This window comes from Arthrobacter sp. SPG23, from assembly GCF_000876655.1.
In the GTDB taxonomy this organism is placed as follows: Bacteria; Actinomycetota; Actinomycetes; order Actinomycetales; family Micrococcaceae; genus Arthrobacter.
Map to the genome: position 1 here is coordinate 82,520 of NZ_JYCN01000021.1, position 25,716 is coordinate 108,235.

The following is a 25,716-nucleotide window of genomic DNA, read 5'->3' on the forward strand; positions in this document are numbered from 1 at the left end:
TTCCATGATCCAGCGCGTGGACACGTCGCTGAACCGCTTCACCATGTACCGGCTGGTGTTGTGGGTGCTCGCCGTGCTCGCCGCGTACAGCCTGCTGCTTAATATTTTGGGCTGGCTGACGTTCGGCATCCCCGAAATGCTCACGCACCTGGCGCTCTGCCTGGGGCTGACCTACGCCTCGAACCGCGGGCTTGCTGCGCTGTTCCATGTCCGGCCGCACTCGGAATCATCCCTGATCACCGGCCTGCTGCTGTATTTCCTGTTCTGGCCCAGTTTCAAGGTGCTCGATATGGCAGGGGTGGCCCTAGCCTGCGTCCTGGCATCGGCCTCTAAATACGCCCTGGCCTGGCGCGGGCGGCACATTTTCAACCCGGCCGCCGCGGGTGCTTTCGTGGCCGGCCTGACCGGCCTTAACATCGCCACGTGGTGGGCCGCCACTCCCGCGATGCTCCTCCTCCTGGTTCCCGGCATCCTGCTGGTTCTGTACCGCACGGGCAAGATGCTCATGGCGGCCGTGTTCACAGTGGTTTCCGTATCCATCGTGGCCGCGGAACTCCTCAGGGCCGGGATGTCACTCGGCCCGGCCCTGTGGCAGCCCCTCGCGCAGCGCCCCGTGCTGTTCTTCGTGGGCTTCATGCTGACCGAACCGCTGACCCTTCCGCCCCGGCGCTGGCAGCAACTCGCCCTCGCGGCCGTCGTCGGCGTGGTCTTTGCCGTCCCGTACAACCTGGGTTTCGTGGCGAACTCGCCTGAACTGGCGCTGCTGGCGGGGAACCTGATTGCGTTCCTGGCGGGGCAGCGCGGCGGTATCCGGCTGAACTTCCAGGAATCGCGGCCCCTGACGCCGACGACGACGGAATTCAGTTTCCGGCCCGAACGCGCGGTCCGGTTCGCCCCCGGACAGTACATGGAACTGCACCTGCCCCACGGCAAATCCGACGGCAAAGGCCTGCGGAGGGTCTTCAGCCTGACCAGCGCCCCGGACGCACGGGACGTGACCATCGGAGTGGGAACAGCCGAACCCGTGTCCGCCGCCAAACGCGCCCTGCTCGCACTGCGGCCCGGGGACGCCGTGACGGCCACTGCGGTGGGCGGCGACTTCGTCCTCCCCCGCGGCCAGGCCGGGCCGCTCCTGCTGGTGGCGGCCGGCATCGGCATTACGCCCTACCTTGCCCAGCTTGCGGCGGGCGTGGCAAAGAACCGGGACGTGGTGCTGCTGTACCTGGCGAAGTCAGCGGCTGAACTCGCCTACGCGGATGCGCTGGAACAGTCCGGCGCCCGGGTCATTGCCCGGCTCTCCGACGGTTCCGCCCCGCCGTCGTTCATGGAAGACGCCGGCACGGCTTCCCGGCCGCCGGAGCGGATCGACGGCGCGGCCCTCAAGGAACTGGTTCCGGACATTGCCGCGCGCGAAGTGTTCATCTCCGGCTCCACGGCCAGCGTCCGCTCGCTCCGGGCCGCCGCCCGCAGCGCGGGTGCGCGGCGGGTCCGAACCGACTCGTTTGCCGGATACTGACCGCCGATTTTCCTTTGAAGGCCACCTTCCTGCTAAGCTCTAGGACGTCCCGCCGGAAACGGCAGGAAACCCTGATTGCCCTCGTAGCTCAGGGGATAGAGCGTCTGCCTCCGGAGCAGAAGGTCGTAGGTTCGAATCCTATCGAGGGCACAGACAAACCCCGCCAGCCCAGCTGGCGGGGTTTCCTGCTTAAGGCGTGCCTCAGTCCTTAAAGCGTGTCCCGCCGCAATGTCGGCACCCCCTCGTAGGCTGTTTCCATCGCCGACGAGTAAAGGGGACATTCATGTACTGCTCCATCATCCCGCCCTACATGCTGCGACGCCTTGCAGCTCGGGACGAGCCCCGGCTCAACGCGGTGGCCCGTGCGGCAAAGGAAGCCCTGCTCCATATCAGGTCCATCCAGGCCAGCCGCGCGCTCCCCCTGCCGGCGGTCCCGTCCGGCATCCGGCAGCTGAAGCCCGGGCTTCCGAACCGCACGGTGTATGACGCCGGGACCTCCGAGTCCCTTCCCGGCCAGTTGGTCCGCAAGGAGGGGGAACCCGCCACGGGAGACTCCTCGGCGGATGAGGCGTATGACGGCCTGGGCCACACCCACCGACTGTACGCAGAGGCCTTCGGCCGGAACTCGATCGACGGCCGGGGGCTCGCCCTGGATGCCAGCGTGCACTTTGGCAAGCTCTACGACAACGCCTTCTGGGACGGACACCAGATGGTGTTCGGCGACGGCGACGGCGAAATCTTCCAGGGTTTCACCCGGTCCCTGAGCGTCATCGGCCACGAACTGGCGCACGGCGTGACGCAGTATTCCGCCGGACTCGTCTACCGGAACCAGGCCGGTGCCATCAACGAATCACTGTCGGACGTGTTCGGCGCGCTTGTGGAACAGTACCTCGCGCAGCAGCCGGCATCGGAGGCCAGCTGGCTGATCGGCGAAAACCTGTTCACCGACAAGGTGCAAGGCTCAGCCCTGAGGTCGCTGAAGGCTCCCGGCACCGCGTACGACGACGACGTGCTGGGCAAGGACCCCCAGCCGGACTCCATGGATTCCTACGTCCGGACCAGCGCGGATAACGGCGGCGTGCACATCAATTCCGGCATCCCCAACCGCGCGTTCTACCTTGTGGCGTCGGCGCTTGGCGGCAACGCCTGGGAAACCCCGGGCCGGATCTGGTACGACACCCTCACTGGAGGTTCCCTGCCTGCCAACGCAACGTTCACCAAGTTCGCCAAGGCCACCGCCGCCTCGGCCGCCGAATTGTTCGGCGCCGATTCTTCGGAGCATGACGCCGTCCGGAAGGCGTGGGAAACTGTGAAGGTAAAGCTGTAACCGGGATAGCCGCCGGAGCGGTCAGCCGGCGGCCAGCGAGAAGCGGAAAAACAGGAACCAGGCCATGAAGATTACTGTCCAGCGCAGCGGCGGGATTGCTGCGCTGAAGCGGGTGTGGAGTATCCAGGCCACCACCCCCACGGACAAGAGCCACTGGGAGCCGCTGGTTGAGGCCTGCCCCTGGGACGCCGTGCCGCGCGCAGCGGAGGCCGGCGGCCAGCCGGACCGGTTCATGTATTCCATCAAAGCCGGCCAGCACCGCGCCACCCTCCCGGAGCAGGCTGTCACCGGTCCGTGGCGGATCCTCGTGGACAACACCCGCGCAGCGGCCGAAGCCGCAAGGAACGGCGGGCACCTCCCGGGGCCAGGGAAGTCCTGAACCCGGGTGACGAGGCTGCCCGCGTGTCGCGGAGGCCCGGGTGCGGCGGCGCTAGACGGCAGGTTCGAGGTGGCCGCGGAACGCCCGCCGGTAGGATTGCGGACTCGTTGCCAGCACTTTGCCGAAATGGTGCCGGAGCAGCACGGAATGGCCGAATCCCGACTCACGGGCAATCTCGTCGATGTTCAGCTCGGTGGATTCCAGCAGCTCCTGTGCCCGCAGCACCCGCTGGGAGTTGAGCCAGGCAGCGGGAGTGGCCCCCGTTTCGGCCCGGAAACGGCGCGCAAACGTCCGCGGCGACATGTGGACGCGCGCCGCGAGCTCATTGACAGTGTGGTCGTGCTCGAGGTTCCGGACCATCCATTGCAGCAGTTCCTCCATGGGTTGAGAGCCGCAGGCAGGAATGGGCCGGTCAATGAACTGGGCCTGCCCGCCGTCGCGGTGGGGCGGAACCACCATGTCGCGGGCAATACTCGCCGCAACGCCGGCCCCGAGTTCCACCCTCACCAGGTGAAGGCAGGCATCAATGCCGGCCGCGGTCCCGGCACTGCTGATGATCCGGCCGTCCTGGACGTACAGGACGTTCTCGTCCACGAGCGCCGCCGGGTAGCGGCTGGCCAGCTCCCGGGAATAGTGCCAGTGCGTTGTGCAGCGGCGGCCGTCGAGCAGGCCTGCACGTGCCAAGGCAAAAGCGCCTGAACAGATGGACATGACCCAGGCGCCGCGTTCATGGGCTGCGCGCAGGGCGTCCAGAACCGCTTCCGGAACGTCCTGGTAGTGGCCGTAGGGCGCCATGATCACCAGGTCAGCATCGGCCGCCGCTTCCAGTCCCAACCCGACGTGCATGGTCAGCCCGGACTTGAGCCGGATATCGCCCGGTTTCGGCGTGCAGACACGGAAATCGAACGCCGGCACACCGTTCCCCCGCGCCGAACGGTCGATCCCGAACACCTCGAACGCGGTCCCGAATTCGAAGATGGAGAAGTTGGGAACAACGATCACTGCCACCGACTTGAGCATGCTTCCATTGTGGCAGAAATTATAGCTTTTTGGGCATTTCTGCCACTGTTTTGTTGCCGGGCACGGGAGAAACATAGAGGCATGGAAACCATCGGAGTTGCACTCATCGTCCTGTTGCTCATCATCCTTCCGGCCACCATCGCCGCGCTCCTCAAGGACGGACGGGGCCACAACCCGCCCGAACGCTCGGAGCAGGACTGGTCCGCACTGGACCTGCCAAGCATCAGCTACACCCTGCGGAACTACTGACCGCCGGGACGCCCGGATCCCGGTTCATGCCGGGCACCGGCCCACCAACACAGAAGGACCCGGCCCACCAATAATCCGGGTCCTTCGCCGTCGGACAACATAGCCCGGCGGCCGGCCGCGGCCACAGTAGACTGTGTCCAGCCATGACTTTTCATATTTCCTACCCCGCCGAGCTGCCGGTTTCCGAGCGCCGCGAGGACCTGATGGCCGCCATCGCGGCCAACCAGGTGACGATCATCGCCGGCGAGACCGGTTCCGGCAAGACCACCCAGATACCCAAGATGTGCCTGGAACTGGGCCTGGGCGACGACGGACTGATCGGCCACACCCAGCCGCGCCGGCTGGCGGCACGCACGGTGGCCGAGCGCATTGCGGAGGAACTCGGCGTCGAGATCGGCCAGGAAGTGGGCTTCCAGGTCCGCTTCACCGGCGAGGTCAGCCGGTCCACCAAGGTCAAGCTCATGACCGACGGCATCCTGCTGGCGGAGATCCAGCGCGACAAGCTGCTGCGCAAGTACAACGCCATCATCATCGACGAGGCCCACGAGCGCAGCCTCAACATCGACTTCATCCTCGGATACCTCAAGCGGATCCTGCCGCAGCGCCCCGACCTGAAAATCATCATCACCTCGGCCACCATCGATCCCGAACGGTTCGCCAAGCACTTCGGCACCGAGGAGGATCCCTCCCCCATCATCGAGGTCTCCGGCCGGACGTTCCCGGTGGAAATCAGGTACCGGCCGCTGTCCCAGCCGGCTGGCGGGGCCGCGCCTGGCGACGAGGAAGACAACACCTCCGACGACGAACTCGAGGAAGACCGCGACCCGCTCGACGCCGTTTGCGACGCCGTCGACGAACTGGCCCTCGAAGCTCCCGGCGACATCCTGATCTTCTTCTCCGGCGAGCGCGAAATCCGCGACGCCGCAGAGGCCATCAACGCCCGGATCCAGTCCAACCGGCGGCTGGCCGGAACCGAGGTGCTCCCCCTCTTCGCCCGGCTGAGCCTGCAGGAGCAGCACAAGGTCTTCCATCCCGGCAGCAAACGGCGGATCGTGCTGGCCACCAACGTCGCCGAAACGTCGCTGACCGTCCCCGGCATCAAGTACGTCATCGACACCGGCACCGCCCGCATCTCGCGCTACTCGCACCGGACCAAGGTCCAGCGGCTGCCGATCGAACGTGTTTCCCAGGCCTCGGCAAACCAGCGCTCGGGCCGCTGCGGCCGCGTGTCCGACGGCATCGCCATCCGGCTGTATTCGGAAGAGGACTTTGAGTCCCGGCCGCAGTTCACCGACCCGGAGATCCTGCGTACCAACCTCGCGGCCGTCATCCTGCAGATGACCGCCATGGGCGTCGCCCGCGGACCCAAGGACGTGGAGAACTTCCCCTTCGTCGAGCCGCCGGATTCACGCGCGATCAACGACGGCGTTACGCTCCTGCGCGAACTCGGCGCCTTGAGCGCCGCCCGTCCACAAGGCGCCCCAGGCGCTGCTGCAGGCAGGAACGGCGGAGGCGGACTGACCGCCGTCGGGCAGAAGCTTGCCCAGCTGCCGGTGGACCCGCGGCTCGGCCGGATGATCGTGGAGGCAGGGAAACGCGGCTGCGTCCGCGAAGTCATGATCCTCGCTGCGGCCCTCACGATCCAGGACCCGCGCGAGCGTCCCACCGACAAGCAGCAGCTCGCCGCGGAAAAGCACGCCCGCTTCCGGGACGAGAACTCGGACTTCACCGGATTCCTCAACCTCTGGAACTACCTCCAGGAGAAGCAGCAGGAACTGTCCTCCACACAGTTCCGCCGCTTGTGCCGGACCGAGTTCATCAACTACCTGCGGGTGCGGGAATGGCAGGACCTCTTCGCCCAACTCCGCCAGCTCGCCCGCCCGCTGGGCATCAGCCTGGACAACAAGCGCCTTGCCGACCCCGTGGGAAACCATGAGGGCATCCACATCAGCCTCCTCTCCGGCCTGCTGAGCCACATCGGCATCCTCGACGAGCGCAAGCGCGAATACGCGGGCGCCCGCGGCAGCCGCTTCGCGATCTTCCCGGGCTCGGCTTTGTTCAAGAAGTCCCCCACGTTCGTGATGGCCGCCGAACTGGTGGAAACGAGCCGGCTGTGGGCCCGGGTCGCGGCCAGGTTCGATCCGCTCTGGGCCGAACAGGTGGCTCCCGATCTGGTGAAGCACAGCTACAGCGAGCCCCACTGGTCCAAGAAAATGGGCTCGGTGATGGCCCATGAGAAGGTCACCCTCTACGGAGTGCCCATCATCCCCAGCCGCCGGATCAACTACGGCAAGGTGGATCCGGAGCTGTGCCGGGAACTCTTCATCCGGCATGCCCTCGTCGAGGGCGACTGGCAGACCCATCACAAGTTCTTCCACCGCAACCGTGCCCTGCTCCAGGAGATCGAGGAGCTCGAGGCGCGGATGCGGCGCCGGGACATCCTGGTGGACGACGAGACGCTCTTCGAGTTCTACGACGCCCGGATCGGCAAGGACGTGGTGTCCGAGCGGCACTTCGACAAGTGGTGGAAGGAAGCACGCCAGCAGGACCCCGCGCTGCTGGACTTCGACCAGTCCCTGCTGATCAGCGAGGACGCCGATGCGCTGGATGATTCGGCCTACCCGAAAACCTGGCGGCACAAGGGCTTCGAGCTTCCGCTGAGCTATGAGTTCCATCCGGTGGCGCCCGGCTCGCCGCCCAATCCGTCCGACGGCGTCACCGCCGAGGTTCCGGTGCTCTTCCTGAACCAGCTAGACGACACCGCCTTCCGCTGGCTCATCCCCGGCCAGCGCGTGGAGCTGGTGACGGCCCTGATCAAGTCCCTGCCCAAGCAGATCCGCAAGAACTTCGTACCCGCCCCTGACGTTGCCCGGCAGGCGGTGGCGGCCCTCGAAGCGGACTTCGATCCCGCCACCGACGAACTCGAACCCTCCCTGGAACTGGTCCTGCGCCGTATCCGCGGCCAGGTCATTCCGCCGGGATCATGGAACTGGGACGCGGTGCCTCCCCACCTCCGGGTGAGCTTCCGCGTGGTCGATTCCAAGGGCAAGGTGCTGGACGAGGGCAAGGACCTCGCGGAGTTGCAGGAAAGACTTGCCCCGGCCACCCGGCGGGCGATTGCCGAGTCCTTGGGTGCCACCCCCGTGACCACGGCCCCCAAAGGCCCGAAGGGCGCCCGGCGCGGGCAGTCCGAACAGGCCCCGAAGAACGCCGGAGGCATCACACCGTCCACGGACGGTGCCGCAACACCCGGTTTCTCGGAGAAGTCGGGACTGACGGACTGGACCTTCGGAACCGTGCAGCGCCAGGTCCAGGGCATGGTGAAAGGACACACCGTCACCGGCTACCCCGCGTTGGTGGATGAGGGCACGTCCGTTGCCCTCCGGCTGTTCCAGACCCCCTCGGAACAGGAACAGGCGATGCGCGCGGGCGTCATCCGCCTCCTCGCGCTGAAGGTCCCGGCGCCGGACCGCTATGTCCTGGAACACCTGAACAACACGGAGAAGCTGACCTTCAGCCAGAATCCGCATGGTTCGGTGTCGGCCTTGATCGCGGACTGCGCGCTGGCCGCGATCGACAAGCTCACGCCGGCCGAACTGCCCTGGGACGAGGCGTCCTTCAAGGCCTTGTATGAGCAGGTCCGGGCCGAGCTCATCGACACGGTGTTCACGGTCACCGCGGTCGTCGAGCGGATCCTTGCCAGCACGCGCCGGATCGAGAAGCAGCTGAAGGGGACCACGAGCCTGGCCCTGATCAGCGCGCTCAACGATGTGAAGAGCCAGCTCGAACAACTCGTCTTTCCGGGCTTTGTGGCACGCACGGGCTACGCCCAGCTCAGCCAGCTGCCGCGCTACCTGGCCGCCATCGAGAAGCGGCTGGAAAAGCTGCCCGGCAACGTCCAGCGGGACGCCCTGCACATGGCCGCGGTGCAGGCATTGGAAGACGACTACGACGACGCCGTGTCGGCGCTGCTGCCCGGACGCCGTGCCGGTGCTGAGTTAACCCAGGTGCGCTGGATGATCGAAGAGCTGCGGGTGAGCCTCTTCGCCGTCGAACTCGGAACAGCCTATTCCGTCTCCGAGAAGCGGATCCGGACGGTGCTCAACAAAGCGCTGGCCCCGGCGTAGCGCCCGCCAGGGAGCTACGCCGGGGCCGGCAGCAGGAGCGTCAGGACAGGACCATCAGGACGCGGGAACGTGGCCGCCGTGGCCGGCCCGGCGGAGCCCCTCACGGAGCTTTTCGGCGTTCGTGTCCAGCTGCGCGGGGTCAGGGTGGTGGTCCACCGAGCCGAAGTCGTAGTCAGCCATGGAGTTGGACGGCCACACATGGACGTGGAGGTGGTTGACCTCATAGCCGGCCACGATGAGCCCTGCCCGTGCAGCATCGAACACGTCCACCTGGACGGCGCCGATCTTCTGCGCGACGTCCATCACGCGGGCCAGGAGTGCGGGCGGGGCGTCCGTCCAGCGGTCCACTTCTTCCGTGGGAACCACCAGCGTGTGTCCGTCGGCAAGCGGGCCCATGGTCAGGAACGCCACCACGTCCTGGTCACGCCAGACGAAGCGTCCGGGGATCTCGCCGTTGATGATCTTGGTGAAAACGGTGCTCATGCGTCTGCCTTTTCCGAAGGGGTCCCGAGGGTACTGGTGTCCAGGACAAAACGATACTTGACGTCGCCTGCCACCATGCGGTCGTAGGCCTCGTTCAACTGCCCGGCGCCCACCACCTCGATGTCGGAGACAACCCCGTGTTCGGCGCAGAAGTCCAGCATCTCCTGCGTCTCGGCGATGCCTCCGATGAGTGAGCCCGCGTAGGCGATCCGGCGACGGATCAGCGCCCCCGGGTTGACTGGCGGCATGGCGCCTGAGGGCAGGCCCAGCTGGAAAAGCGCTCCGTCCCTGCGCAGGGTCCGGAAGTACGGGTTGAGGTCATGCGGCGCCGCAACGGTGTCGATGATGACGTCGATGCTGCGGTCCGCGGCCGCCATGGAGGTTTCGTCGCGGGACAGAATGACGCCGTCAGCGCCCAGCTCCCGGGCCGCGGCGACCTTCGAATCCGAGGTGGTGAACACTTTCACGTCCGCACCCATGGCCTTGGCGAGCTTAACGGCCATGTGGCCCAGTCCGCCGAGCCCCACCACCCCCACAACGTCCCCGGCTTCGACGCCGAAGTGCCGCAGCGGGGAATAGGTGGTGATGCCGGCGCAGAGGAGCGGCGCGACGGCGGCGGGGTCAAGGTTTTCCGGAACCCGCAGCACGTAACGGCGGTCCACCACCACGGACGTGGCGTAACCGCCCTGGGTGACGGCGTCTCCATTACGGGAGTCCACTGCCCCGTAGGTGCCGGTCATGCCGTTTTCGCAGTACTGCTCCAGGCCGTCCAGGCAGCTGTCGCATTCACGGCAGGAATCCACCATGCATCCCACGCCCACGAGGTCGCCCGGCGCGAAGTCGTCCACGCCGGCGCCCACGCGGCTGACGCGGCCCACAATTTCGTGGCCCGGCACCAGCGGGTAGTTCTGCGTGCCCCACTCGCCGCGCGTTGCGTGCACGTCCGAGTGGCAGAGGCCGCAGAACTCGATGGCGATCTCAACGTCGTCGTCCTTCGGGGCGCGGCGGGCGACGGTCAGCGGCACCAGGCCGCTGTCGCTGGCCGTGGCGCCGTAGGCCGCGGCGGGCCGCGCGGTTGCCGACGGTGCGTGCTGCGTTGAGCCGTGCGGATCTAAGCGTGTCGGATTGCCGGGGAGCGGCTTGGCGAGGGGCGGCGGTACGGGGCGTCCGGGAGTCATCCCCTGACGCTACCCCCGTGCCCGGCCGGTGTTCCAATCCGGGCCGGGCTTGCGGCGCCAGCTTAGGGAGCCGCCCCCGTTGCCACCTCGTTGGCGGGGTTGTTGGACCATTGCGAAAACGAGCCGGGATACAGTGCCGCCGGAAAACCGGCGATTTCCAGGGCAGCGATTTCGTGCGCAGCAGTGACGCCGGAGCCGCAGTACACAGCGGTGGGCACGTCCGGCCTGACGCCCAGGGCAATGAAACGCTGCCGCAGCTCCTCCCCAGGCAGGAAACGTCCGTCGCTTCCAATGTTCCCGGCCGTGGGGGCGCTCACGGCGCCTGGAATGTGTCCCGCCCGCGGATCCACCGGTTCAATTTCGCCGCGGTAGCGCTCGCCCGCCCGCGCGTCCAGCAGGACCCCCCGCCCGGGCCACTGCGCAGCCTGGGTTGCGTCGATGACGGGCATCGCGCCGTCGGTCAGCGTGACGTTGCCAAGCGTGGCCTGCTCAAGGCCGCCTTCCACGGGGTATCCGGCCGCCCGCCAGGCGGACAGGCCGCCGTCGAGCAGGAACACAGTGGATACACCGGCATTGCGCAGCATCCACCACAGCCGGGCGGCGGCCGTGCTGCCTGTGTCGTCATAGGCAACCACGACGTCGTTGTCCCGGATGCCCCAGCACCGCGCCGATTCCTGGAACTGCTGCAGCGGCGGCAACGGATGCCTGCCCTGGCCCGGGTCCGCCGGCCCTGCGAGCGCGGTGGGCAGGTCCACGTAGACCGCGCCCGGAATATGCGCCTCAAGATAGTGTTCGCGGCCGTGGGGATCGCCCAGCGCCCAGCGGACATCCAGCAGAACGGTGCGCTCACCGGAGGTCATCCGGTGGTTCAGCGCGGACACGTCCATCAGGGGGTTCATCAAATCTCCTTTGGTTCGGATGACAGGCCGTCCGGCCCGGCGCGCAGCGCGGGCGGGCAGCCGGTACCCACTGTAGCCGTGGACGCCTGCTGTCCCGGGTAGGCTGAATCGGTGAACAGAATGGTCAACCGTGCCGGCAAACAGGACCGGGCGTGGGCGGATGAAGCCGTCCGCAGGATCAACGCCGAGAACAACAGGTCCGCGGACACGCACCTCTACTCCGTTCCGCTTCCGGAGCACTGGGGCGTCCAGCTCTACCTGAAAGACGAATCCACGCACCGCTCCGGCAGCCTCAAGCACCGGCTGGCGCGCTCGCTGTTCCTGTTCGGCCTGGTCAACGGCTGGATCAGGGAAGACACCACCATCGTGGAGGCCTCCAGCGGCAGCACGGCCGTCTCCGAGGCCTACTTTGCCCAGCTCCTCGGTTTGCCGTTCATCGCCGTCATGACCCGCACCACCAGCCCTGAGAAGATCGCCCTGATCGAGCAGTTCGGCGGGGCCTGCCTCCTGGTGGAGCATGCGTCCGAGGTCTATGCGGCCGCAGAGGAAGTGGCGCGCACCGCAGGCGGGCATTACATGGACCAGTTCACATACGCCGAGCGGGCCACGGACTGGCGGGGCAACAATAACATCGCCGAGTCCATCTTCCAGCAGCTGTCCCTCGAAGAGCATCCGGTCCCACGCTGGATCGTGGTGGGCGCCGGGACCGGCGGCACCAGTGCCACCATCGGCCGGTACCTCCGCTACCACCGCCATGCCACCGAGCTCGCCGTCGTGGACCCGGAGAACTCGGCCTTCTACCCCGGCTGGCGGGACGGCGTCGCCGGCTTCAGCACGGGAATGCCGTCCCGCATCGAGGGCATCGGAAGGCCGCGGATGGAGCCCAGCTTCGTGCCCGCCGTCATCGACCACATGATCCAGGTCCCGGATGCGGCCTCGGTGGCCGCCATGCGGCACCTGCGCGACCTCGCCGGGCTGCATGCGGGCCCGTCCACCGGAACCAATCTCTGGGGCGTGTGGCAGCTGATCGCCGGAATGGTCGCGGAGGGACGCCGGGGCAGCGTGGTCTCGCTGATGTGCGACGGCGGCGACCGGTACGCCGGGAGCTACTACAACGAGGAGTGGCTGCAGGCGCGAGGACTCGACCCCAGGCCGTATGAGGCCCGCATCAGGGACTTTTTCGCCACCGGGACCTGGCGCGCCTAGACCTCCACGGAATCACCGCTGGAGAGGTGCGCGTACTCCGTGCCGTACTTCGCTCCGAGCCGCTTGACGTGCCCTTCGATGAGGCCGAGCCCGGTCTCATTGAGCAGGGCGTCGTGGATGGGGAACGCCTTGGCAGCGCGGACACCGATGACGAAATCCACCACCTCCGCCACTTTGTTCCACGGCGCGTGCACCGGGACCAGGAGGGTCCGGACCCCGATGCCGTCCGGAATCACGAACGAGTCCCCGGGGTGGTAGAGGTTGGACTCGATCAGGTACCCGATGTTGGCCACCACCGGGATCTGGGGGTGGATCAGCGCATGCTGGCCGCCGAACGCCTTAACTTCGAAGCCGGCGGCGGTGAACGCCTGGCCCGGCTCAACCTCCGTGATCCGGGAGCCAGCAAACGACGCCTCGGACCGCAGGGTTGCCGCCACTCCCCCCGGAGCAAAGACCCGGAGCGACTCATTGTCCCGCAGCGCTGACACCACGGCCGGTACGTCAATATGGTCCCCGTGCTCGTGGGTGACCAGGACGGCCCCTGCCCCCTCCAGGGCCACTCCGGTTTCGGAGAACGTGCCGGGATCTATCACCAGCACGTGGCCGTCCTTTTCGAGCCGGACACAGGCGTGGGTGTATTTAGTCAGCTTCATGGAGCCAGCCTAGGGCGGCCTGCGCGGCAGTGTCCACGAACCCGTCGGTGAACACGTCCGGGAACTCCCGGCTGGTAATCTTGGACATTGCCAACACCCCTCAGGGAAGCGAGTCAATCCATGGCCCACGGCGCCAATGCCGACGGCACAAAGCTATCCGCACCGCCTTCCGCCGGCGGCCGTGAGCAGCGTGTCACCAAGCAGCGACTCGCGGTGAGTGCCGCCTTGGACGAGCTGGACGACTTCGTCAGCACCCAGGAGCTCTACCGGATGTTGCAGAACCAGGGCACTTCGGTGTCGTTGGCCACTGCCTACCGGATCCTCCAGTCGCTCGCCGACGACGGGCTGGTGGATGTCCTGCGCAACGGCGAGGGCGAGGCCGTCTACCGGAGGTGCGCCGTCACCGGCCACCACCATCACCTGCTGTGCCGCAACTGCGGGAAGGCCGTGGAAGTGGAAGCTCCCGCCGTGGAGACCTGGGCTGCGCGGACCGCCGCGGAGCACGGCTACACCGAAGTGGCCCACACCGTGGAGATCTACGGCCTGTGCCCGGACTGCACGGCCCGAAAGGCCGCCGGAGCCTGAAGGCGCCGAAACCTAGGAGGCGCCCGCTCCGGCCGGGAGGACGCGTCCGTTGAGGCCGCGCCCGGCCCTTACTCCGCCGACGATCCGGCACACAACGTAGATCAGGAATGACAGCGTGGTCACGTACGGGCTGATGGGGATCCGCCCGCCCAGCGCCAGCATGATGCCGCCCACGGTGGCTGTTACCGCGAAGGCCACGCTGAGGATCACCACCAGCGGTGGCGATGACGTCACCCGAAGCGCTGCGGCGGCCGGAGTGATCAGCAGGGCGAGCACCAGCAGCGCCCCCACCACCTGGATGGACAGTGCCACGCTGATTCCCAGCAGCACCATAAAGCCGATGCCCAGCGTCCGCACAGGCACGCCCCGCGCTTCCGCCACTTCCGGGTCCACGCTGGCGAACGTGAGCGGGCGCCAGATGGCCACCAGCGCAATCATCACCACCAGGGCCGCGGTGGCCAGCACCTGCAGTTGCACGGTATCCACGGACACGATCTGCCCCGTCAGGAGGCCGAACTTGTTGGAGGCGCGTCCCTCATACAGCGAAAGAAACAGGATGCCCAGGCCCAGGCCGAACGGCATGATCACGCCAATGATGGAATTCTTGTCCCGGGCACGGACACCCATCACGCCCAGGAGCAGCGCCGCGAGCACCGAACCGACGAGGGACCCGAACACGACGTCGGCTCCGATCAGCAGCGCGAAGGCCGCACCTGCGAAGGAAAGCTCGGATATTCCGTGGACCGCGAAGGCGAGGTCCCGTTTCATCACGAAGGTACCCATGAGCCCGCCCAGCAGGCCGAGCAGCGCTCCTGCCCAGAGGGAGTTCTGGACCAGGGCCAGGAGTTCGCCGTAATTATCAAAATTGAAAATGGAAGGCAGGATGCTGTCGAGATCCATTTAGCCCACCTCCCCTGCCACTGAATGTGCATCCTCATGGTGGTGGGTGGCACCCTCCGGCAGGCCCACCACGATCATCCGGCCGTTGGCGCGGATCACTTCGACCCGGCTGCCATAGAGCCCGGAGAGCACCTCGGTTGTCATCACTTCTGCGGGCTTGCCCACCCGGAACCGCCCGCCGGCCAGGTAGAGGACGCGGTCAACATAATCGATGATCGGATTGATCTCGTGCGTCACGAACACCACGGCACTGTCCCGGCTGCGGCATTGTTCGTTGATCAGTGCGCTGACCGCCTGCTGGTGCTGAAGGTCCAGGGACAGCAGCGGTTCGTCGCACAGCAGGACCCGCGGATCGGCGGCGAGCGACTGGGCGACCCTCAGCCGCTGCTGTTCGCCGCCGGAGAGCTGGCCCACCGGGACCTTGGCGTAATCAGCGGCACCCACGAGGTCCAGCAGCTCATCGATCCTGCGGTTGGCTTTGGCGGTGCCCAGCCGCAGTCCCCAGCGGTGGCCGTCCACGCCAAGTCCCACAAGGTCGCGTGCCCGGAGGGGTGTCTCCGGGGCAAATGATTTCTGCTGCGGGATGTAGCCGATCAGGTTGCTGCCCCGTTCCACCGGGCGGCCACCGAGCGTTGCCGTCCCTGAGTGGAGTTCCTGCAGTCCCAGAAGGACTTTCAGGAATGTGGTCTTGCCGCTGCCGTTCGGGCCGAGGACCGCAAAGAACTCGCCGGGATTGATATCGAGGTCCAGGTCCTCCCACAATGTCCGTTTCCCGAACTTCAGGGTGGCTCCGCGGAGGCTCACTACCGGTTTCAACGTTCTTTTTCCTCGATTCATTCGGGGCGAAGCGCCCCCATCATCCTAGTGACGCCGGGGCTACTTTTTCAGGGCCTGCGTGATGCTGTCCACATTGCTGCTCATCCACTGCACGTAAGTCTTCCCCTCGGGAAGGGTCTCACTGAAGTCCAGCACCGGTAGGCCGGCGGCCTCGGCTGCCTTCCTGAGGGCCTGCGTCTGCGGACCTTCCGTCTGAGTGTTGTACGCCAGGAACTTGATGTCCTTTGATCCGGCCAGTTCCGTGGCTTCCTTGAGCGCAGCGGGCGGAACATCGGCATCTTCCTCGATGGCGGCCGTGTAGTCGGCGGGAGTTTTGTTCACCAGGCCGGCGGCCTCGATCAGGTAGAGCGGCACCGGTTCGGTCACCGCAACGGGAGCCCCGGCTGCCGTGGCGGCGAGACCGGCCACCGTTGCGTTCAGCCCGGCGATCTCCTTTTTGAAGGTGGCGGCATTGGCCTCGAAGGTCGTTGCGGACGCCGGCTCCAACGCTGCGAGTTTGGCTTCGACGGCGTCGGCCAGCTTGGTCATGGCATCGAAGCTGTACCAGACGTGCTCATTGAACGCTCCGTGGTCATGGGCATGCCCGTGGTCGTCGGCCCCGGCCGTCGACCCGGCCGCCGGCCCCTCTTCGGGGGCAAGACCCGAAACCTCGACGGCGCTGATGATGTTGTCGTGGCCCAGGTTGCTGTCGTCCGCCAGCTTGTGAATGAAGTCGTCATAGCCGCCGCCGTTTTCAACCACCAGCCGGGCCTTTGAGACGGCGAGTTTGTCCTGGGTGGTGGCCTCGTAGGAGTGCGGATCCTGGCTGGCCTTGGTGATCAGTGCCTTGACGTTCACCTTGTCGCCGCCAATCTCCCGGACGATGTCACCGTAAACGTTCGTGGAGGTGACCACCTCGATGGTGCCGGAGGCCGCCTGCTGGCCGCCCGTCGTCGTACTGCACGCTGACAACACGAGGCTCAGGCCGGCAAGGGCGGTGACGGAGAAGACTGCGGAACGGCGCACGGAAGGACCTCGGATCTGGTTGTCTGGACTAGCTACATGAGAATCAGGAGCATTAGCAACAAGATGAGTGTAGCCCTAAATAGGAATCATTCCTATTTAGGGCTACCGCAGCGCCGGAAGCTATCCGCCGTTCCCCTGGCCGAGGCGGCGGATGCCCTTCGCCTGGGTGGCGTCCCGGATCTCGCCCACCAGTTGCTCAATCACGTCCTCCAGGAACAGCACACCCCTGGTGTTGCCGTCGGGTCCGATGACGCGCGCCAGGTGTGAGCCCGTGCGTTGCATGACGGACATCGCCTTCTCGATCTCGTCATCCATGGACAGGTTCGCCAGGGACCTGATCCGGCTCTCGGCAATCGGGTGCCCGTATCCGGCATCCGGGATGGACAACACATCCTTGATGTGGAGGTACCCCGAAAGCATGCCGTCCTCGTCCATCATCGGGAAGCGGGAGAATCCAGTCCGGCTGACGGCTTTCTCAAACTCAACCGGAGTGGTGGGCGACTTCATCATGACGAGCTTGTCGAGCGGAACCATGATGCGGGAGGCCGTGTGCTCGGAGAATTCCAGTGCACCGGTGATCAGGCCGGCGTCGTCGTCCACCAGGCCGTGCCGGGTTGACTCCTGCACGATGGACTGGACCTCCTCCAGGGTGAACGAGGAATTGACCTCGTCCTTGGGCTCGATCCGCAGGAGGCGCAGGATGTGGTTGGCAGACCAGTTGAGGACCACGATCACCGGATTAACCAGGCGCGCGATGAACATCAGCGGCGGCGCCAGCAGCAGCGCCGCTTTGTCCGCGACGGACACCGAGATGTTCTTGGGCACCATCTCGCCGAAGGTCACATGCAGGAAGGTCACCGCCAGGAGGGCCACGGCGAACGCCACGACGTCCGCGAGTTCCGTCGGCACGCCCGCGGCTTCCAGCGGCACGGCCATCAGGTGGTGGATGGCCGGCTCAGCCACCTGCAGAATCAGCAGGGAACAGACCGTAATGCCCAGCTGGGCACACGCCAGCATGAGGGACACGCTTTCCATGGCCCGCAACGTTGTCTGCGCCCGCAGCGACCCTGCTTCCGCCAGCGGCTCGATCTGGCTCCGCCGGGCGGACATCACAGCGAATTCCGCGGCCACGAAGAAGGCATTGCCGATCAGCAGGATCACCAGCCAGAGAATTCCAACCCAGTCGCTCATGCCGTCCCTCCCTGGCCGGCCGCGTGTTCTTCGCCGCGGACCGGGGCAGGCTTGAAGCAGATCCGGTCGATCCGGCGTCCGTCCATCCGCGTCACGCTTAGCGTGCCTCCGCCGACGTCCACCGTGTCTCCCACTGCGGCGATCCGGCCGAGCTGGCTCATGACGTAGCCGCCCACGGTTTCATAGGCCGATTCATCGGGCACCGTCAGTCCGGGGATCTGCTCGGAGAGCTCGTCCGGACGCAGCAGGCCGGGGAAGTACCAGTCCCCCGAGGCGCTCTGGAGCAGTCCCGGCCGCACCTTGTCGTGTTCGTCCGCGACTTCCCCCACGATTTCCTCCACGAGGTCCTCCAGCGTGGCGATGCCTGCGGTCCCGCCGTATTCGTCCAGCACTACGGCCAGCTGCATGTTTCCCTCGCGCAGTTCGGCCAGCAGGGCATCAAGGTGGATGGTTTCGGGAACCCTCAGGACGTCCGTCATGATGGCGCCGGCTTCGAGGTTGGCGCGCCGGTCCGAGGGGACGGCGATTGCCTTCTTGACGTGCACCAGGCCGCGGATGTCGTCGGCAGACTCACCGATGACCGGGAAGCGCGAATACCCTGTCCGCCGCGCGGCGTCGATAATATCGGACACCGGCTGCGCGGCGCCGATGGTTTCCAGCCGGATCCTGGGCGTCATGACGTCGGCGGCGGTCCGGCCGGAGAACTTCAGCGTCCGGGCAATGAAGTTTGCTGTTCCGGGGTCAAGCGTTCCCATGGCGGCGGAACGGCGCACCAGGGATGCCAGTTCGGCCGGTGTCCGGGCACCGGAGATCTCCTCCTTGGCTTCGAGTCCAAAGACATTCAGCACCTTGTTGGAGAAGCCGTTCAACACGATGATCGCCGGCTTGAAGACGGCGGTGAACACCAGCTGCGGCCGGGCGACGGCCTTGCCGATCGGCAAGGACAGCGCAATGGCCATGTTCTTGGGCACGAGCTCGCCGATCAGCATGGACAGCAGGGTGGCAATGGTCATGGCCATCACGAGGGAGACCGAAGCAGCTGCCGCTTCCGGAACGCCGGCCACGGTCAGCGGCCCTTCCAGCAGCTTGCCTACGGACGGCTCCATGACATAGCCGGTCAGCAGGGTGGTCAGCGTGATTCCGAGCTGGCAGCTGGACAGCTGGGTGGACAGCGATTTCAGGCACTTGAGCAGCGGTACGGCCGCGGCGTCGCCGTTGTCCACGGCCCGCTGGACAGTTGCCTGGTCAAGGGCGACGAGGGAGAACTCAACGGCGACGAAAAAGCCCGTCCCGAGGATGAGCAGGATGCCTGCTCCTAGAAGTAGCCATTCCATCAGCGGCCTGCCTCCGGCCGGCCCGGGAACGGAATACGCGTCCGGGGGTCAGTAGGCGCCGGAGTCCAAGTCGAGGGGGAGGTTATCTTGCCGGCTACACAGCCCGGCGGAGGATGGTCGGCCGGTGCCGACCCTGTTTCCTGGAGGGCTGCGGCGTGGACTGCTGCAGAGTGATGGGCGCGTGAACGGGGTTTGCCGGCTCTGTGGGTGGGCTGCGGGGAGCTGGTATTCGTGCTCCGCTGACAGCCCCCAGGCCGGCACCTAGATTTACTGTCCATAAGAATTTCAGTCTACAGGAGCGGCCCCGGCGCCCAGGAGCGGTCAGGCGGGGCCCAACCGCTCCCCGGCACCCGTCGGTCACCAGCTCTGCGGGACGGGCCGGCCCTCCTCGTAGCCGGCGGCCGACTGGATGCCGGCCACGGCACGCTCGCGGAAACCGGGAAGGTCCGCGGCGCCGGCGTAACTCATCGAACTGCGGAGCCCGGCAGTGATCATGTCCACCAGGTCCTCCACGCCCGGCCGGGCGGGGTCCAGGTACATGCGTGACGTGGAGATGCCTTCTTCGAAGAGCGCCTTGCGGTCCTTTTCGAAAGCGCCTTCCCGCTGGTTCCGGTTCTGCACGGCCCTGGCTGAGGCCATGCCGAAGCTCTCCTTATAAAGGCGGCCGTTCGCGTCCGCCTGCAGGTCCCCCGGGCTTTCATGGGTCCCCGCGAACCATGAGCCGATCATGACCTGGCTTGCCCCGGCCGCCAGTGCCAGGGCAACGTCCCGCGGGTACCGCACGCCGCCGTCGGCCCAAATGCGCCCTCCGACGGCGCGCGCCGCAGCGGCGCACTCCAGCACGGCGGACAGCTGGGGGCGGCCCACCGCCGTCATCATGCGCGTGGTGCACATGGCCCCGGGACCAACGCCCACCTTGACGATGTTCGCCCCGGCGTAGATCAGCTCACGGGTGGCATCCGCCGTCACCACGTTGCCGGCAACGATCGGAATGTCGGGGTCCAGGCCGCGGACCGCTGCCAGGGCGTCGAACATTTTTTGCTGGTGCCCGTGCGCGGTGTCGATAACCAGGACATCGACGCCGGCGGCCAGCAGTTCCGATGCGCGGCCCGCCACATCACCGTTAATTCCGACGGCGGCAGCCACCTTAAGTTTCCCGGCCGCGTCCAGCAGGGGCCGGTAGATGGTGGAGCGAAGGGCACCCTTGCGGGTGAGGACCCCGGCAAGGGAGCCGCCGAGCTGGACGGGGGCGAAGTCCGTCCCGGCAGCGTCCATGGCGTCGAAGGCCCTCCGCAGGGAAGCGTCACGGCCATCAGAGCCCGCGTCCCCCGCGGCCGGCTCCGCGCCGAAGGCGGAGGCATCCAGCACCAGCGCCTGCCGCATGACCGACCCGAGGGAGGCGAAACGGTCCTGCCCCTCGCAGTCCGCCGCGCGGACCACGCCGGCAACCTTGCCGGCGTCGTCCATGACGGCCACTGCACCGTGCGGCCGTTTTCCCATCAGGTGGAGGGCGTCGATAACTGTTTCCGAAGCGAGCAGGCTCACCGGAGTTTCCAACACGGTGTGCCGTGATTTGATCCAGGCGGTGACGTCCCGGAGCACATCGAGCGGAACATCCTGCGGGAGCACTGCCAGTCCCCCGCGGCGGGCCATGGTCTCGGCCATACGCTTGCCGGTCACGGCCGTCATGTTCGCCACCACCAGCGGGATGGAGGAGCCGGTGCCGTCGTCGGCCGTCAGGTCAACATCCAGGCGCGACGTGACGTCGGAACGCGACGGCACCAGGAAGGCATCCGAGTACGTCAGGTCGGTGGGCGGTTCACTTAAAAAACGCACGGCTTCTCCTCGTCGAAAATGGGGTTCCCAGTGCGAGTCTAGGCCCTCGGCGGAGCCCCCGGCGGGACAGCGCCAAGGCCCGCTCCGGACGCTGATTCGCGCAATAGTTTCGCCGCTACATGATTTGGGTCACCCTTATTGGCAGTTAACCAAGGATCGTCACTAGACTGGCAAAGGTCTGGGTTCACAGGACGCAGAGACTGGTTCGATTGTTGTGCTGAGGCACCGAAGGCGACCAGAGGGAAATCAAACTCATGGAAGAGGCGTATTTCAAGTGCCAGAGCAGCCTAGCCACCGTCTACCAGAGGAATTTGGCGGAAACGAGTGGCTCGTTGACGAACTGTACGAGCGTTACCAGCAGGACAAGAACACGGTAGATGCCAAGTGGTGGCCCCTGTTCGAATCCTTCGACGCCGGTGACAGCTCGTCTTCCAACGGGACCTCGGGTGCACCGGCGCCCGCAGACCCCGCAACCCGCGAACTTCCAGTTGTAGCTCCCGCTCCGGCCGCACCGGCACCGTCGCCGGCAGCACCGGCCACACCCGCAGCGGCTGCAGCTGCGCAGCCGGCTTCCCCCCGGACGGCTTCCGCCCAGGCGCCGGCAGCTCCGGCTGCCGCCCCGGCGAAGAAGGCTCCGGCCACTGTTGCCCGCGACGGCGCAAAGAAGCCCGAAACCGCAGGCACCCCGCCCATCCCCGCCCAGCTGCCCAAGAACATCAAGGCCCCCACCGCTCCGGAAGAGGACGTCGTCTCCGTCCTCCGCGGACCGGCGAAGGCCATCGCTTCCAACATGGTCACCAGCCTGGAAGTTCCCACGGCCACCAGCGTCCGCGCCATCCCGGCCAAGCTGCTGATCGACAACCGCGTGGTCATCAACTCCAACCTGGCCCGCGCCCGTGGCGGCAAGGTCTCCTTCACGCACCTGATTGGCTACGCCGTCATCCGCGCGCTCTCCCAGTTCCCCTCCATGAACGTCTACTACGACGAAGTGGACGGCAAGCCCGTTGCGGTCCAGCCTGCGCACGTGAACTTCGGCATCGCCATCGACATGCCCAAGCCGGACGGCACCCGCCTGCTCATGGTGCCGAACATCAAGAAGGCGGAGACCCTCAACTTCTCCGAGTTCTGGCACACCTACGAGGACCTCATCAAGCGCGCCCGCAACGGCAAGCTGACCGCCGATGACCACTCCGGCACCACGGTCTCCCTCACCAACCCGGGCGGCATCGGCACCGTGCACTCCGTGCCCCGCCTCTCCAAGGGCCAGGCCGCCATCATCGGCGTCGGCGCGCTGGATTACCCGGCCGAGTTCCAGGGCGCCAGCGAGAAGATCATCGCGCAGAACGCCATCAGCAAGGTCCTCACGCTGACGTCCACGTATGACCACCGCGTCATCCAGGGCGCAGGCAGCGGCGAATTCCTCAAGCTCGTGCACCAGCTCCTGCTGGGTGCCCAGAACTTCTACGACGAAATCTTCGAGTCCCTGCGCATCCCGTACGAGCCCGTGCGCTGGAGCCCGGACCTGCAGGTCGACCCGGCCGACCAGATCAACAAGGTCGCCCGGATCCAGCAGCTGATCCACTCCTACCGCGTGCGCGGCCACCTCATGGCGGACACCGATCCGCTGGAATACGTCCAGCGGAAGCACCCGGACCTGGACGTCCTCACCTACGGCCTGACGCTGTGGGACCTTGACCGCGAGTGGCCTACCGGCGGCTTCGGCGGCAAGCCCATGCTCGCGTTCCGCGACATCCTCGGCGTGCTCCGTGACGCCTACTGCCGCACCACCGGCATCGAATACATGCACATCCAGGACCCGGCCGAGCGCAAGTGGTTCCAGGACCAGCTGGAGCACGAGTACTCCAAGCCGAGCCGCGAAGAGCAGCTGCGCATCGTGTCCAAGCTCAATGCCGCAGAAGCTTTCGAAACCTTCCTGCAGACCAAGTTCGTGGGCCAGAAGCGGTTTTCGCTGGAGGGCGGCGAATCGCTGATCCCGCTGCTGGACGCCATCATCTCCGATGCAGCGGACGACGGACTCGACGAAGTGGCCATCGGCATGGCCCACCGCGGCCGCCTGAACGTGCTCACCAACATTGCCGGCAAGACCTACGCCCAGGTCTTCCGCGAATTCGAAGGCACCCAGGACCCGCGCTCCGTGCAGGGCTCCGGTGACGTCAAGTACCACCTCGGCACCGAGGGCACCTTCACCTCGGACAGCGGCAAGGAGACCAAGGTCTACCTGGCCGCCAACCCCTCGCACCTCGAGGCCGTGGACTCCGTCCTTGAAGGTATCGTCCGCGCAAAGCAGGACCGCCTGGACCAGGGCGAAGCCTTCCCCGTGCTCCCCATCATGGTGCACGGTGACGCGGCCTTCGCCGGCCAGGGCGTGGTGGCGGAGACGCTCAACCTCTCCCAGCTGCGCGGCTACCGCACCGGCGGCACCATCCACGTGGTGGTCAACAACCAGGTGGGCTTCACGACGGCACCGTCCTCGTCCCGTTCCTCCACCTACTCCACGGACGTCGCCAAGATGATCCAGGCCCCGGTGTTCCACGTGAACGGCGATGACCCGGAGGCAGTGGTCCGCATCGGCCAGCTCGCGTACGAGTTCCGCCAGCGCTTCCACAAGGACGTTGTCATCGACATGGTCTGCTACCGGCGCCGCGGGCACAACGAGGGCGATGACCCCTCGATGACCCAGCCGCTGATGTACAACCTGATCGAAGCCAAGCGTTCGGTCCGCAAGCTGTACACCGAATCCCTGATCGGCCGCGGTGACATCACCGAGGAAGAAGCCGAGCAGCTGCTCCGCGACTACCAGGAACGGCTGGAGCGGGTCTTCGCCGAGACCCACGCTGCCCAGACCTCGCCGATCCCGATCATCACGGCGGATTCAGCCGCTGTGTCCGATATCGAACGGCCCAGCGCGCAGCAGTCCGACTCCGGCATCAGCGCTCCGGCGTCCACCGCGATCTCGGCGGAGACCCTGGCACGCATCGGCAAGGCCCACATCGAAATCCCCGAGGGCTTCACCGTCCACGCCAAGCTCAAGCAGCTGCTGGAGAAGCGCGAACAGATGTCCCGCGAAGGCGGCATCGACTGGGGCTTCGGCGAGATCGCAGCCTTTGGCTCGCTCATCATGGAAGGCGTTCCGGTCCGGCTCGCCGGCCAGGACTCCCGCCGCGGAACCTTCGTGCAGCGCCATGCCGTGTTCCACGACCGCGCCAACGGCAATGAGTGGCTGCCCCTGGGCAACCTCTCCGACGACCAGGCCAAGCTGTGGATCTACGACTCCCTGCTGTCCGAATACGCGGCGATGGGTTTCGAATACGGCTACTCGGTGGAGCGCCCCGACGCCCTGGTGCTGTGGGAAGCGCAGTTCGGTGACTTCGTCAACGGCGCGCAGACGATCATCGATGAGTTCATCTCCTCTGCCGAGCAGAAGTGGGGCCAGCGCTCCTCCCTGGTGCTCATGCTGCCCCACGGCTACGAAGGCCAGGGTCCGGACCACTCGTCCGCACGCATCGAGCGCTTCCTCCAGCTGTGTGCCGAGGAGAACATGATCGTGGCCAACCCCACGACGTCGGCTTCACACTTCCACCTGCTGCGCCGCCAGGCGTACAGCCGGCCGCGGAAGCCGCTCATCATCTTCACGCCCAAGCAGCTGCTGCGCCTGAAGGCCGCCGCCTCTTCCGTGGAGGACTTCACTACCGGCACGTTCAAGCCTGTCATTGGAGAGCACGAACACCTGCAGGCGGACGCCGTCGAGCGCGTCCTGCTGGTGTCCGGCCGCCTGTACTACGATCTCCTGTCCACGCGGCAGAAGACCGGCGACAAGACGACGGCGATCGTCCGTGTCGAGCAGCTCTACCCGCTGCCCGCCGCTGAAATCGCTGCCGAGCTCGCCAAATACCCCAACGCCGACGTGGTGTGGGCACAGGACGAGCCGGCCAACCAGGGGCCGTGGCCGTTTATGGGCCTGAACCTGCCCGAGGCACTGGACCGCAGGGTGAAGCTGGTTTCCCGTCCGGCTTCCGCCTCCACGGCCGCCGGTTCCATGAAGCGGCACGCTGCGGAGCAGGACGCCCTCCTCAAGCAGGCATTCGCACGGAAGTAGCGTGAACGCTGCCCGGCCGGAACTCGAACTACACGACTCCGGCCGGGCAGCGCTGCTTAATGCAGGCGGCGGCGCCGATTACTGGAAGATTCCGCCCGCCGCCGGCTGCCGGAGTTGGCCAGGAGCCCGTTTCCATGGAACGCTGAATTTTGTTGCACATTGAGGTTAAGAGGTAGTCGTGGAAGACAGGAAGCTGCGGATTGCGGCTGTTGGGGATGAGCTGTTGGCCGGCCTGGGTGATCCCCGTGCGCTGGGCTGGCTTGGCCGCGTGCTGGCCCGGACCCCGCAGGACGGCATAACGGTTGAATGCTACGCCCTGCCCTGTCCCCAGGAAGGCACCGAGGGCCTTGCCGCAAGGTGGCTCGATGAGGCCGGGCGCCGCTTCGGCAACAACCACGAGAACCGCCTGGTGATCGGACTAAGCGGGCGGGACGTCGAGTTCGGCCTCTCCACTGCCCGCAGCCGCCTGAACCTCGCGAACATCCTGGACTCCGCCTCCCAGAACAAGATCGAGGTCTTTGTGGTCGGTCCGCCGCCGTCGCTGGATCCCTCGCAGAACCGCCGGCTGGGCGAACTGAACACGGCCTTCGCCGATGTCACCACGCGGCGCAAGCACCTTTATGTGGACACCTTCTCCCCCCTGCTCAACCACGAACAGTGGCGCCAGGACCTGGCCGCCAACGGCGGGACGCCGGGTCAGGCCGGCTACGGGCTGATGGCGTGGCTCGTGCTGCACCGCGGCTGGTTCCAGTGGCTCGGCATCGCCGCCCCGGAGTAATACCGGAAACGCTTACGACGCCGGGACGCGAGTCCCGGCGTGCACCCTGTCTATTGCTTTTGGCCAAGTCGCGATATATCGTCAAATAATATTCAC

At 66.4% G+C, this 25,716-nt stretch carries 20 protein-coding genes and 1 tRNA gene; 10 read left to right on the forward strand and 11 right to left on the reverse strand.

The features are described 5' to 3' along the window. Positions 1-4: 4 nt before the first annotated feature. The 4 genes from TV39_RS13660 to TV39_RS13675 all read left to right on the forward strand — a co-directional run bounded on the left by TV39_RS13660 (position 5) and on the right by TV39_RS13675 (position 3,222). Positions 5-1,516 (forward strand): ferredoxin--NADP reductase, encoded by a 1,512-nt coding sequence (locus TV39_RS13660; protein WP_144406427.1) that lies wholly within the window; start codon positions 5-7, stop codon positions 1,514-1,516. 77 nt (positions 1,517-1,593) lie between these two features. Then, positions 1,594-1,666: transfer RNA gene (locus tag TV39_RS13665), tRNA-Arg, on the forward strand. A 133-nt stretch (positions 1,667-1,799) separates the two neighbouring features. Beyond that, positions 1,800-2,843, forward strand: a complete 1,044-nt coding sequence (locus TV39_RS13670) for a M4 family metallopeptidase (RefSeq protein ID WP_200891021.1) — start codon at positions 1,800-1,802, stop codon at positions 2,841-2,843. Positions 2,844-2,907: 64 nt separating this feature from the next. Then, a complete protein-coding gene (locus TV39_RS13675) occupies positions 2,908-3,222 on the forward strand; it encodes a protealysin inhibitor emfourin (RefSeq protein WP_043482578.1) in 315 nt (104 codons plus the stop codon). Positions 3,223-3,273: 51 nt separating this feature from the next. On the opposite strand, the gene TV39_RS13680 is transcribed toward TV39_RS13675, so the two are convergent. After that, positions 3,274-4,242 carry a GlxA family transcriptional regulator gene (locus tag TV39_RS13680; RefSeq protein WP_043482579.1) on the reverse strand — a complete coding sequence of 323 codons (969 nt, stop codon included), beginning with the start codon at positions 4,240-4,242 and terminating at the stop codon, positions 3,274-3,276. Between the two features lie 81 nt (positions 4,243-4,323). On the opposite strand from TV39_RS13680, the gene TV39_RS22400 reads away from it, so the two are divergent. Both TV39_RS22400 and hrpA read left to right on the forward strand, forming a co-directional pair. Continuing rightward, positions 4,324-4,491 carry a hypothetical protein gene (locus TV39_RS22400; RefSeq protein WP_200891022.1) on the forward strand — a complete coding sequence of 56 codons (168 nt, stop codon included), beginning with the start codon at positions 4,324-4,326 and terminating at the stop codon, positions 4,489-4,491. Between the two features lie 143 nt (positions 4,492-4,634). Continuing rightward, complete coding sequence (hrpA, locus tag TV39_RS13685) at positions 4,635-8,618, forward strand: ATP-dependent RNA helicase HrpA (RefSeq protein WP_043482580.1); 3,984 nt, start codon at positions 4,635-4,637, stop codon at positions 8,616-8,618. 54 nt (positions 8,619-8,672) lie between these two features. Here hrpA and TV39_RS13690 read toward each other — a convergent pair whose 3' ends face one another. From TV39_RS13690 to TV39_RS13700, 3 genes are all read right to left on the reverse strand, one after another. Further along, positions 8,673-9,101, reverse strand: a complete 429-nt coding sequence (locus TV39_RS13690; protein ID WP_043482581.1) for an HIT family protein — start codon at positions 9,099-9,101, stop codon at positions 8,673-8,675. Next, a complete protein-coding gene (locus TV39_RS13695) occupies positions 9,098-10,279 on the reverse strand; it encodes an NAD(P)-dependent alcohol dehydrogenase (RefSeq protein WP_043482582.1) in 1,182 nt (393 codons plus the stop codon). Before TV39_RS13695 ends, TV39_RS13690 begins: the two co-directional genes overlap by 4 nt. Positions 10,280-10,341: 62 nt before the next feature. Then, the gene (locus TV39_RS13700; RefSeq protein WP_043482583.1) at positions 10,342-11,178 is read right to left on the reverse strand and encodes a sulfurtransferase; all 837 of its coding nucleotides are present in this window, start codon (positions 11,176-11,178) and stop codon (positions 10,342-10,344) included. A 120-nt stretch (positions 11,179-11,298) separates the two neighbouring features. Here TV39_RS13700 and TV39_RS13705 point away from each other — a divergent pair, with 120 nt between their 5' ends. Further along, on the forward strand, positions 11,299-12,384 hold the full coding sequence (locus tag TV39_RS13705; protein WP_043482584.1) for a PLP-dependent cysteine synthase family protein: 1,086 nt from the start codon (positions 11,299-11,301) through the stop codon (positions 12,382-12,384). Here the strand turns inward: TV39_RS13705 and TV39_RS13710 are convergent. Further along, positions 12,381-13,037: an MBL fold metallo-hydrolase gene (locus tag TV39_RS13710; RefSeq protein ID WP_043482585.1), complete on the reverse strand. Its 657-nt coding sequence runs from the start codon at positions 13,035-13,037 to the stop codon at positions 12,381-12,383. The two genes, TV39_RS13705 and TV39_RS13710, sit on opposite strands and share 4 nt — an antisense overlap. A gap of 120 nt (positions 13,038-13,157) precedes the next feature. Here TV39_RS13710 and TV39_RS13715 point away from each other — a divergent pair, with 120 nt between their 5' ends. After that, positions 13,158-13,622, forward strand: coding sequence for a Fur family transcriptional regulator (locus TV39_RS13715; protein WP_043482586.1), 465 nt, complete (start codon positions 13,158-13,160; stop codon positions 13,620-13,622). 12 nt (positions 13,623-13,634) lie between these two features. Here the strand turns inward: TV39_RS13715 and TV39_RS13720 are convergent, their stop codons facing one another. The 6 genes from TV39_RS13720 to TV39_RS13745 all read right to left on the reverse strand — a co-directional run bounded on the left by TV39_RS13720 (position 13,635) and on the right by TV39_RS13745 (position 20,725). Then, positions 13,635-14,522, reverse strand: a complete 888-nt coding sequence (locus tag TV39_RS13720; RefSeq protein ID WP_043482587.1) for a metal ABC transporter permease — start codon at positions 14,520-14,522, stop codon at positions 13,635-13,637. Beyond that, the gene (locus tag TV39_RS13725) at positions 14,523-15,359 is read right to left on the reverse strand and encodes a metal ABC transporter ATP-binding protein (protein ID WP_200891023.1); all 837 of its coding nucleotides are present in this window, start codon (positions 15,357-15,359) and stop codon (positions 14,523-14,525) included. Positions 15,360-15,398: 39 nt separating this feature from the next. Continuing rightward, a complete protein-coding gene (locus TV39_RS13730) occupies positions 15,399-16,364 on the reverse strand; it encodes a metal ABC transporter solute-binding protein, Zn/Mn family (RefSeq protein ID WP_043482589.1) in 966 nt (321 codons plus the stop codon). A 120-nt stretch (positions 16,365-16,484) separates the two neighbouring features. Further along, positions 16,485-17,555, reverse strand: a complete 1,071-nt coding sequence (locus tag TV39_RS13735; RefSeq protein ID WP_043482590.1) for a hemolysin family protein — start codon at positions 17,553-17,555, stop codon at positions 16,485-16,487. Continuing rightward, positions 17,552-18,889 (reverse strand): hemolysin family protein, encoded by a 1,338-nt coding sequence (locus TV39_RS13740; protein ID WP_043482591.1) that lies wholly within the window; start codon positions 18,887-18,889, stop codon positions 17,552-17,554. Before TV39_RS13740 ends, TV39_RS13735 begins: the two co-directional genes overlap by 4 nt. A gap of 357 nt (positions 18,890-19,246) precedes the next feature. Next, a complete protein-coding gene (locus TV39_RS13745; RefSeq protein WP_043482592.1) occupies positions 19,247-20,725 on the reverse strand; it encodes a GuaB1 family IMP dehydrogenase-related protein in 1,479 nt (492 codons plus the stop codon). A gap of 274 nt (positions 20,726-20,999) precedes the next feature. Between TV39_RS13745 and TV39_RS13750 the strand changes: the two genes are divergently transcribed. Together TV39_RS13750 and TV39_RS13755 are read left to right on the forward strand one after the other, a co-directional pair. After that, the gene (locus TV39_RS13750; protein ID WP_043482593.1) at positions 21,000-24,842 is read left to right on the forward strand and encodes a multifunctional oxoglutarate decarboxylase/oxoglutarate dehydrogenase thiamine pyrophosphate-binding subunit/dihydrolipoyllysine-residue succinyltransferase subunit; all 3,843 of its coding nucleotides are present in this window, start codon (positions 21,000-21,002) and stop codon (positions 24,840-24,842) included. Between the two features lie 178 nt (positions 24,843-25,020). Further along, complete coding sequence (locus TV39_RS13755; protein WP_043482594.1) at positions 25,021-25,620, forward strand: GDSL-type esterase/lipase family protein; 600 nt, start codon at positions 25,021-25,023, stop codon at positions 25,618-25,620. Positions 25,621-25,716 lie beyond the last annotated feature (96 nt).

Bases quoted from the DNA above. Each gene is read 5' to 3' on its own strand.
- TV39_RS13660 (WP_144406427.1), top strand. From the start codon at position 5: ATGATCCAGCGCGTGGACACGTCGCTGAACCGCTTCACCATGTACCGG.
- TV39_RS13670 (WP_200891021.1), top strand. From the start codon at position 1,800: ATGTACTGCTCCATCATCCCGCCCTACATGCTGCGACGCCTTGCAGCT.
- TV39_RS13675 (WP_043482578.1), top strand. From the start codon at position 2,908: ATGAAGATTACTGTCCAGCGCAGCGGCGGGATTGCTGCGCTGAAGCGG.
- TV39_RS13680 (WP_043482579.1), bottom strand. From the start codon at position 4,242: ATGCTCAAGTCGGTGGCAGTGATCGTTGTTCCCAACTTCTCCATCTTC.
- TV39_RS22400 (WP_200891022.1), top strand. From the start codon at position 4,324: ATGGAAACCATCGGAGTTGCACTCATCGTCCTGTTGCTCATCATCCTT.
- hrpA (WP_043482580.1), top strand. From the start codon at position 4,635: ATGACTTTTCATATTTCCTACCCCGCCGAGCTGCCGGTTTCCGAGCGC.
- TV39_RS13690 (WP_043482581.1), bottom strand. From the start codon at position 9,101: ATGAGCACCGTTTTCACCAAGATCATCAACGGCGAGATCCCCGGACGC.
- TV39_RS13695 (WP_043482582.1), bottom strand. From the start codon at position 10,279: ATGACTCCCGGACGCCCCGTACCGCCGCCCCTCGCCAAGCCGCTCCCC.
- TV39_RS13700 (WP_043482583.1), bottom strand. From the start codon at position 11,178: ATGAACCCCCTGATGGACGTGTCCGCGCTGAACCACCGGATGACCTCC.
- TV39_RS13705 (WP_043482584.1), top strand. From the start codon at position 11,299: ATGGTCAACCGTGCCGGCAAACAGGACCGGGCGTGGGCGGATGAAGCC.
- TV39_RS13710 (WP_043482585.1), bottom strand. From the start codon at position 13,037: ATGAAGCTGACTAAATACACCCACGCCTGTGTCCGGCTCGAAAAGGAC.
- TV39_RS13715 (WP_043482586.1), top strand. From the start codon at position 13,158: ATGGCCCACGGCGCCAATGCCGACGGCACAAAGCTATCCGCACCGCCT.
- TV39_RS13720 (WP_043482587.1), bottom strand. From the start codon at position 14,522: ATGGATCTCGACAGCATCCTGCCTTCCATTTTCAATTTTGATAATTAC.
- TV39_RS13725 (WP_200891023.1), bottom strand. From the start codon at position 15,359: ATGAATCGAGGAAAAAGAACGTTGAAACCGGTAGTGAGCCTCCGCGGA.
- TV39_RS13735 (WP_043482590.1), bottom strand. From the start codon at position 17,555: ATGAGCGACTGGGTTGGAATTCTCTGGCTGGTGATCCTGCTGATCGGC.
- TV39_RS13740 (WP_043482591.1), bottom strand. From the start codon at position 18,889: ATGGAATGGCTACTTCTAGGAGCAGGCATCCTGCTCATCCTCGGGACG.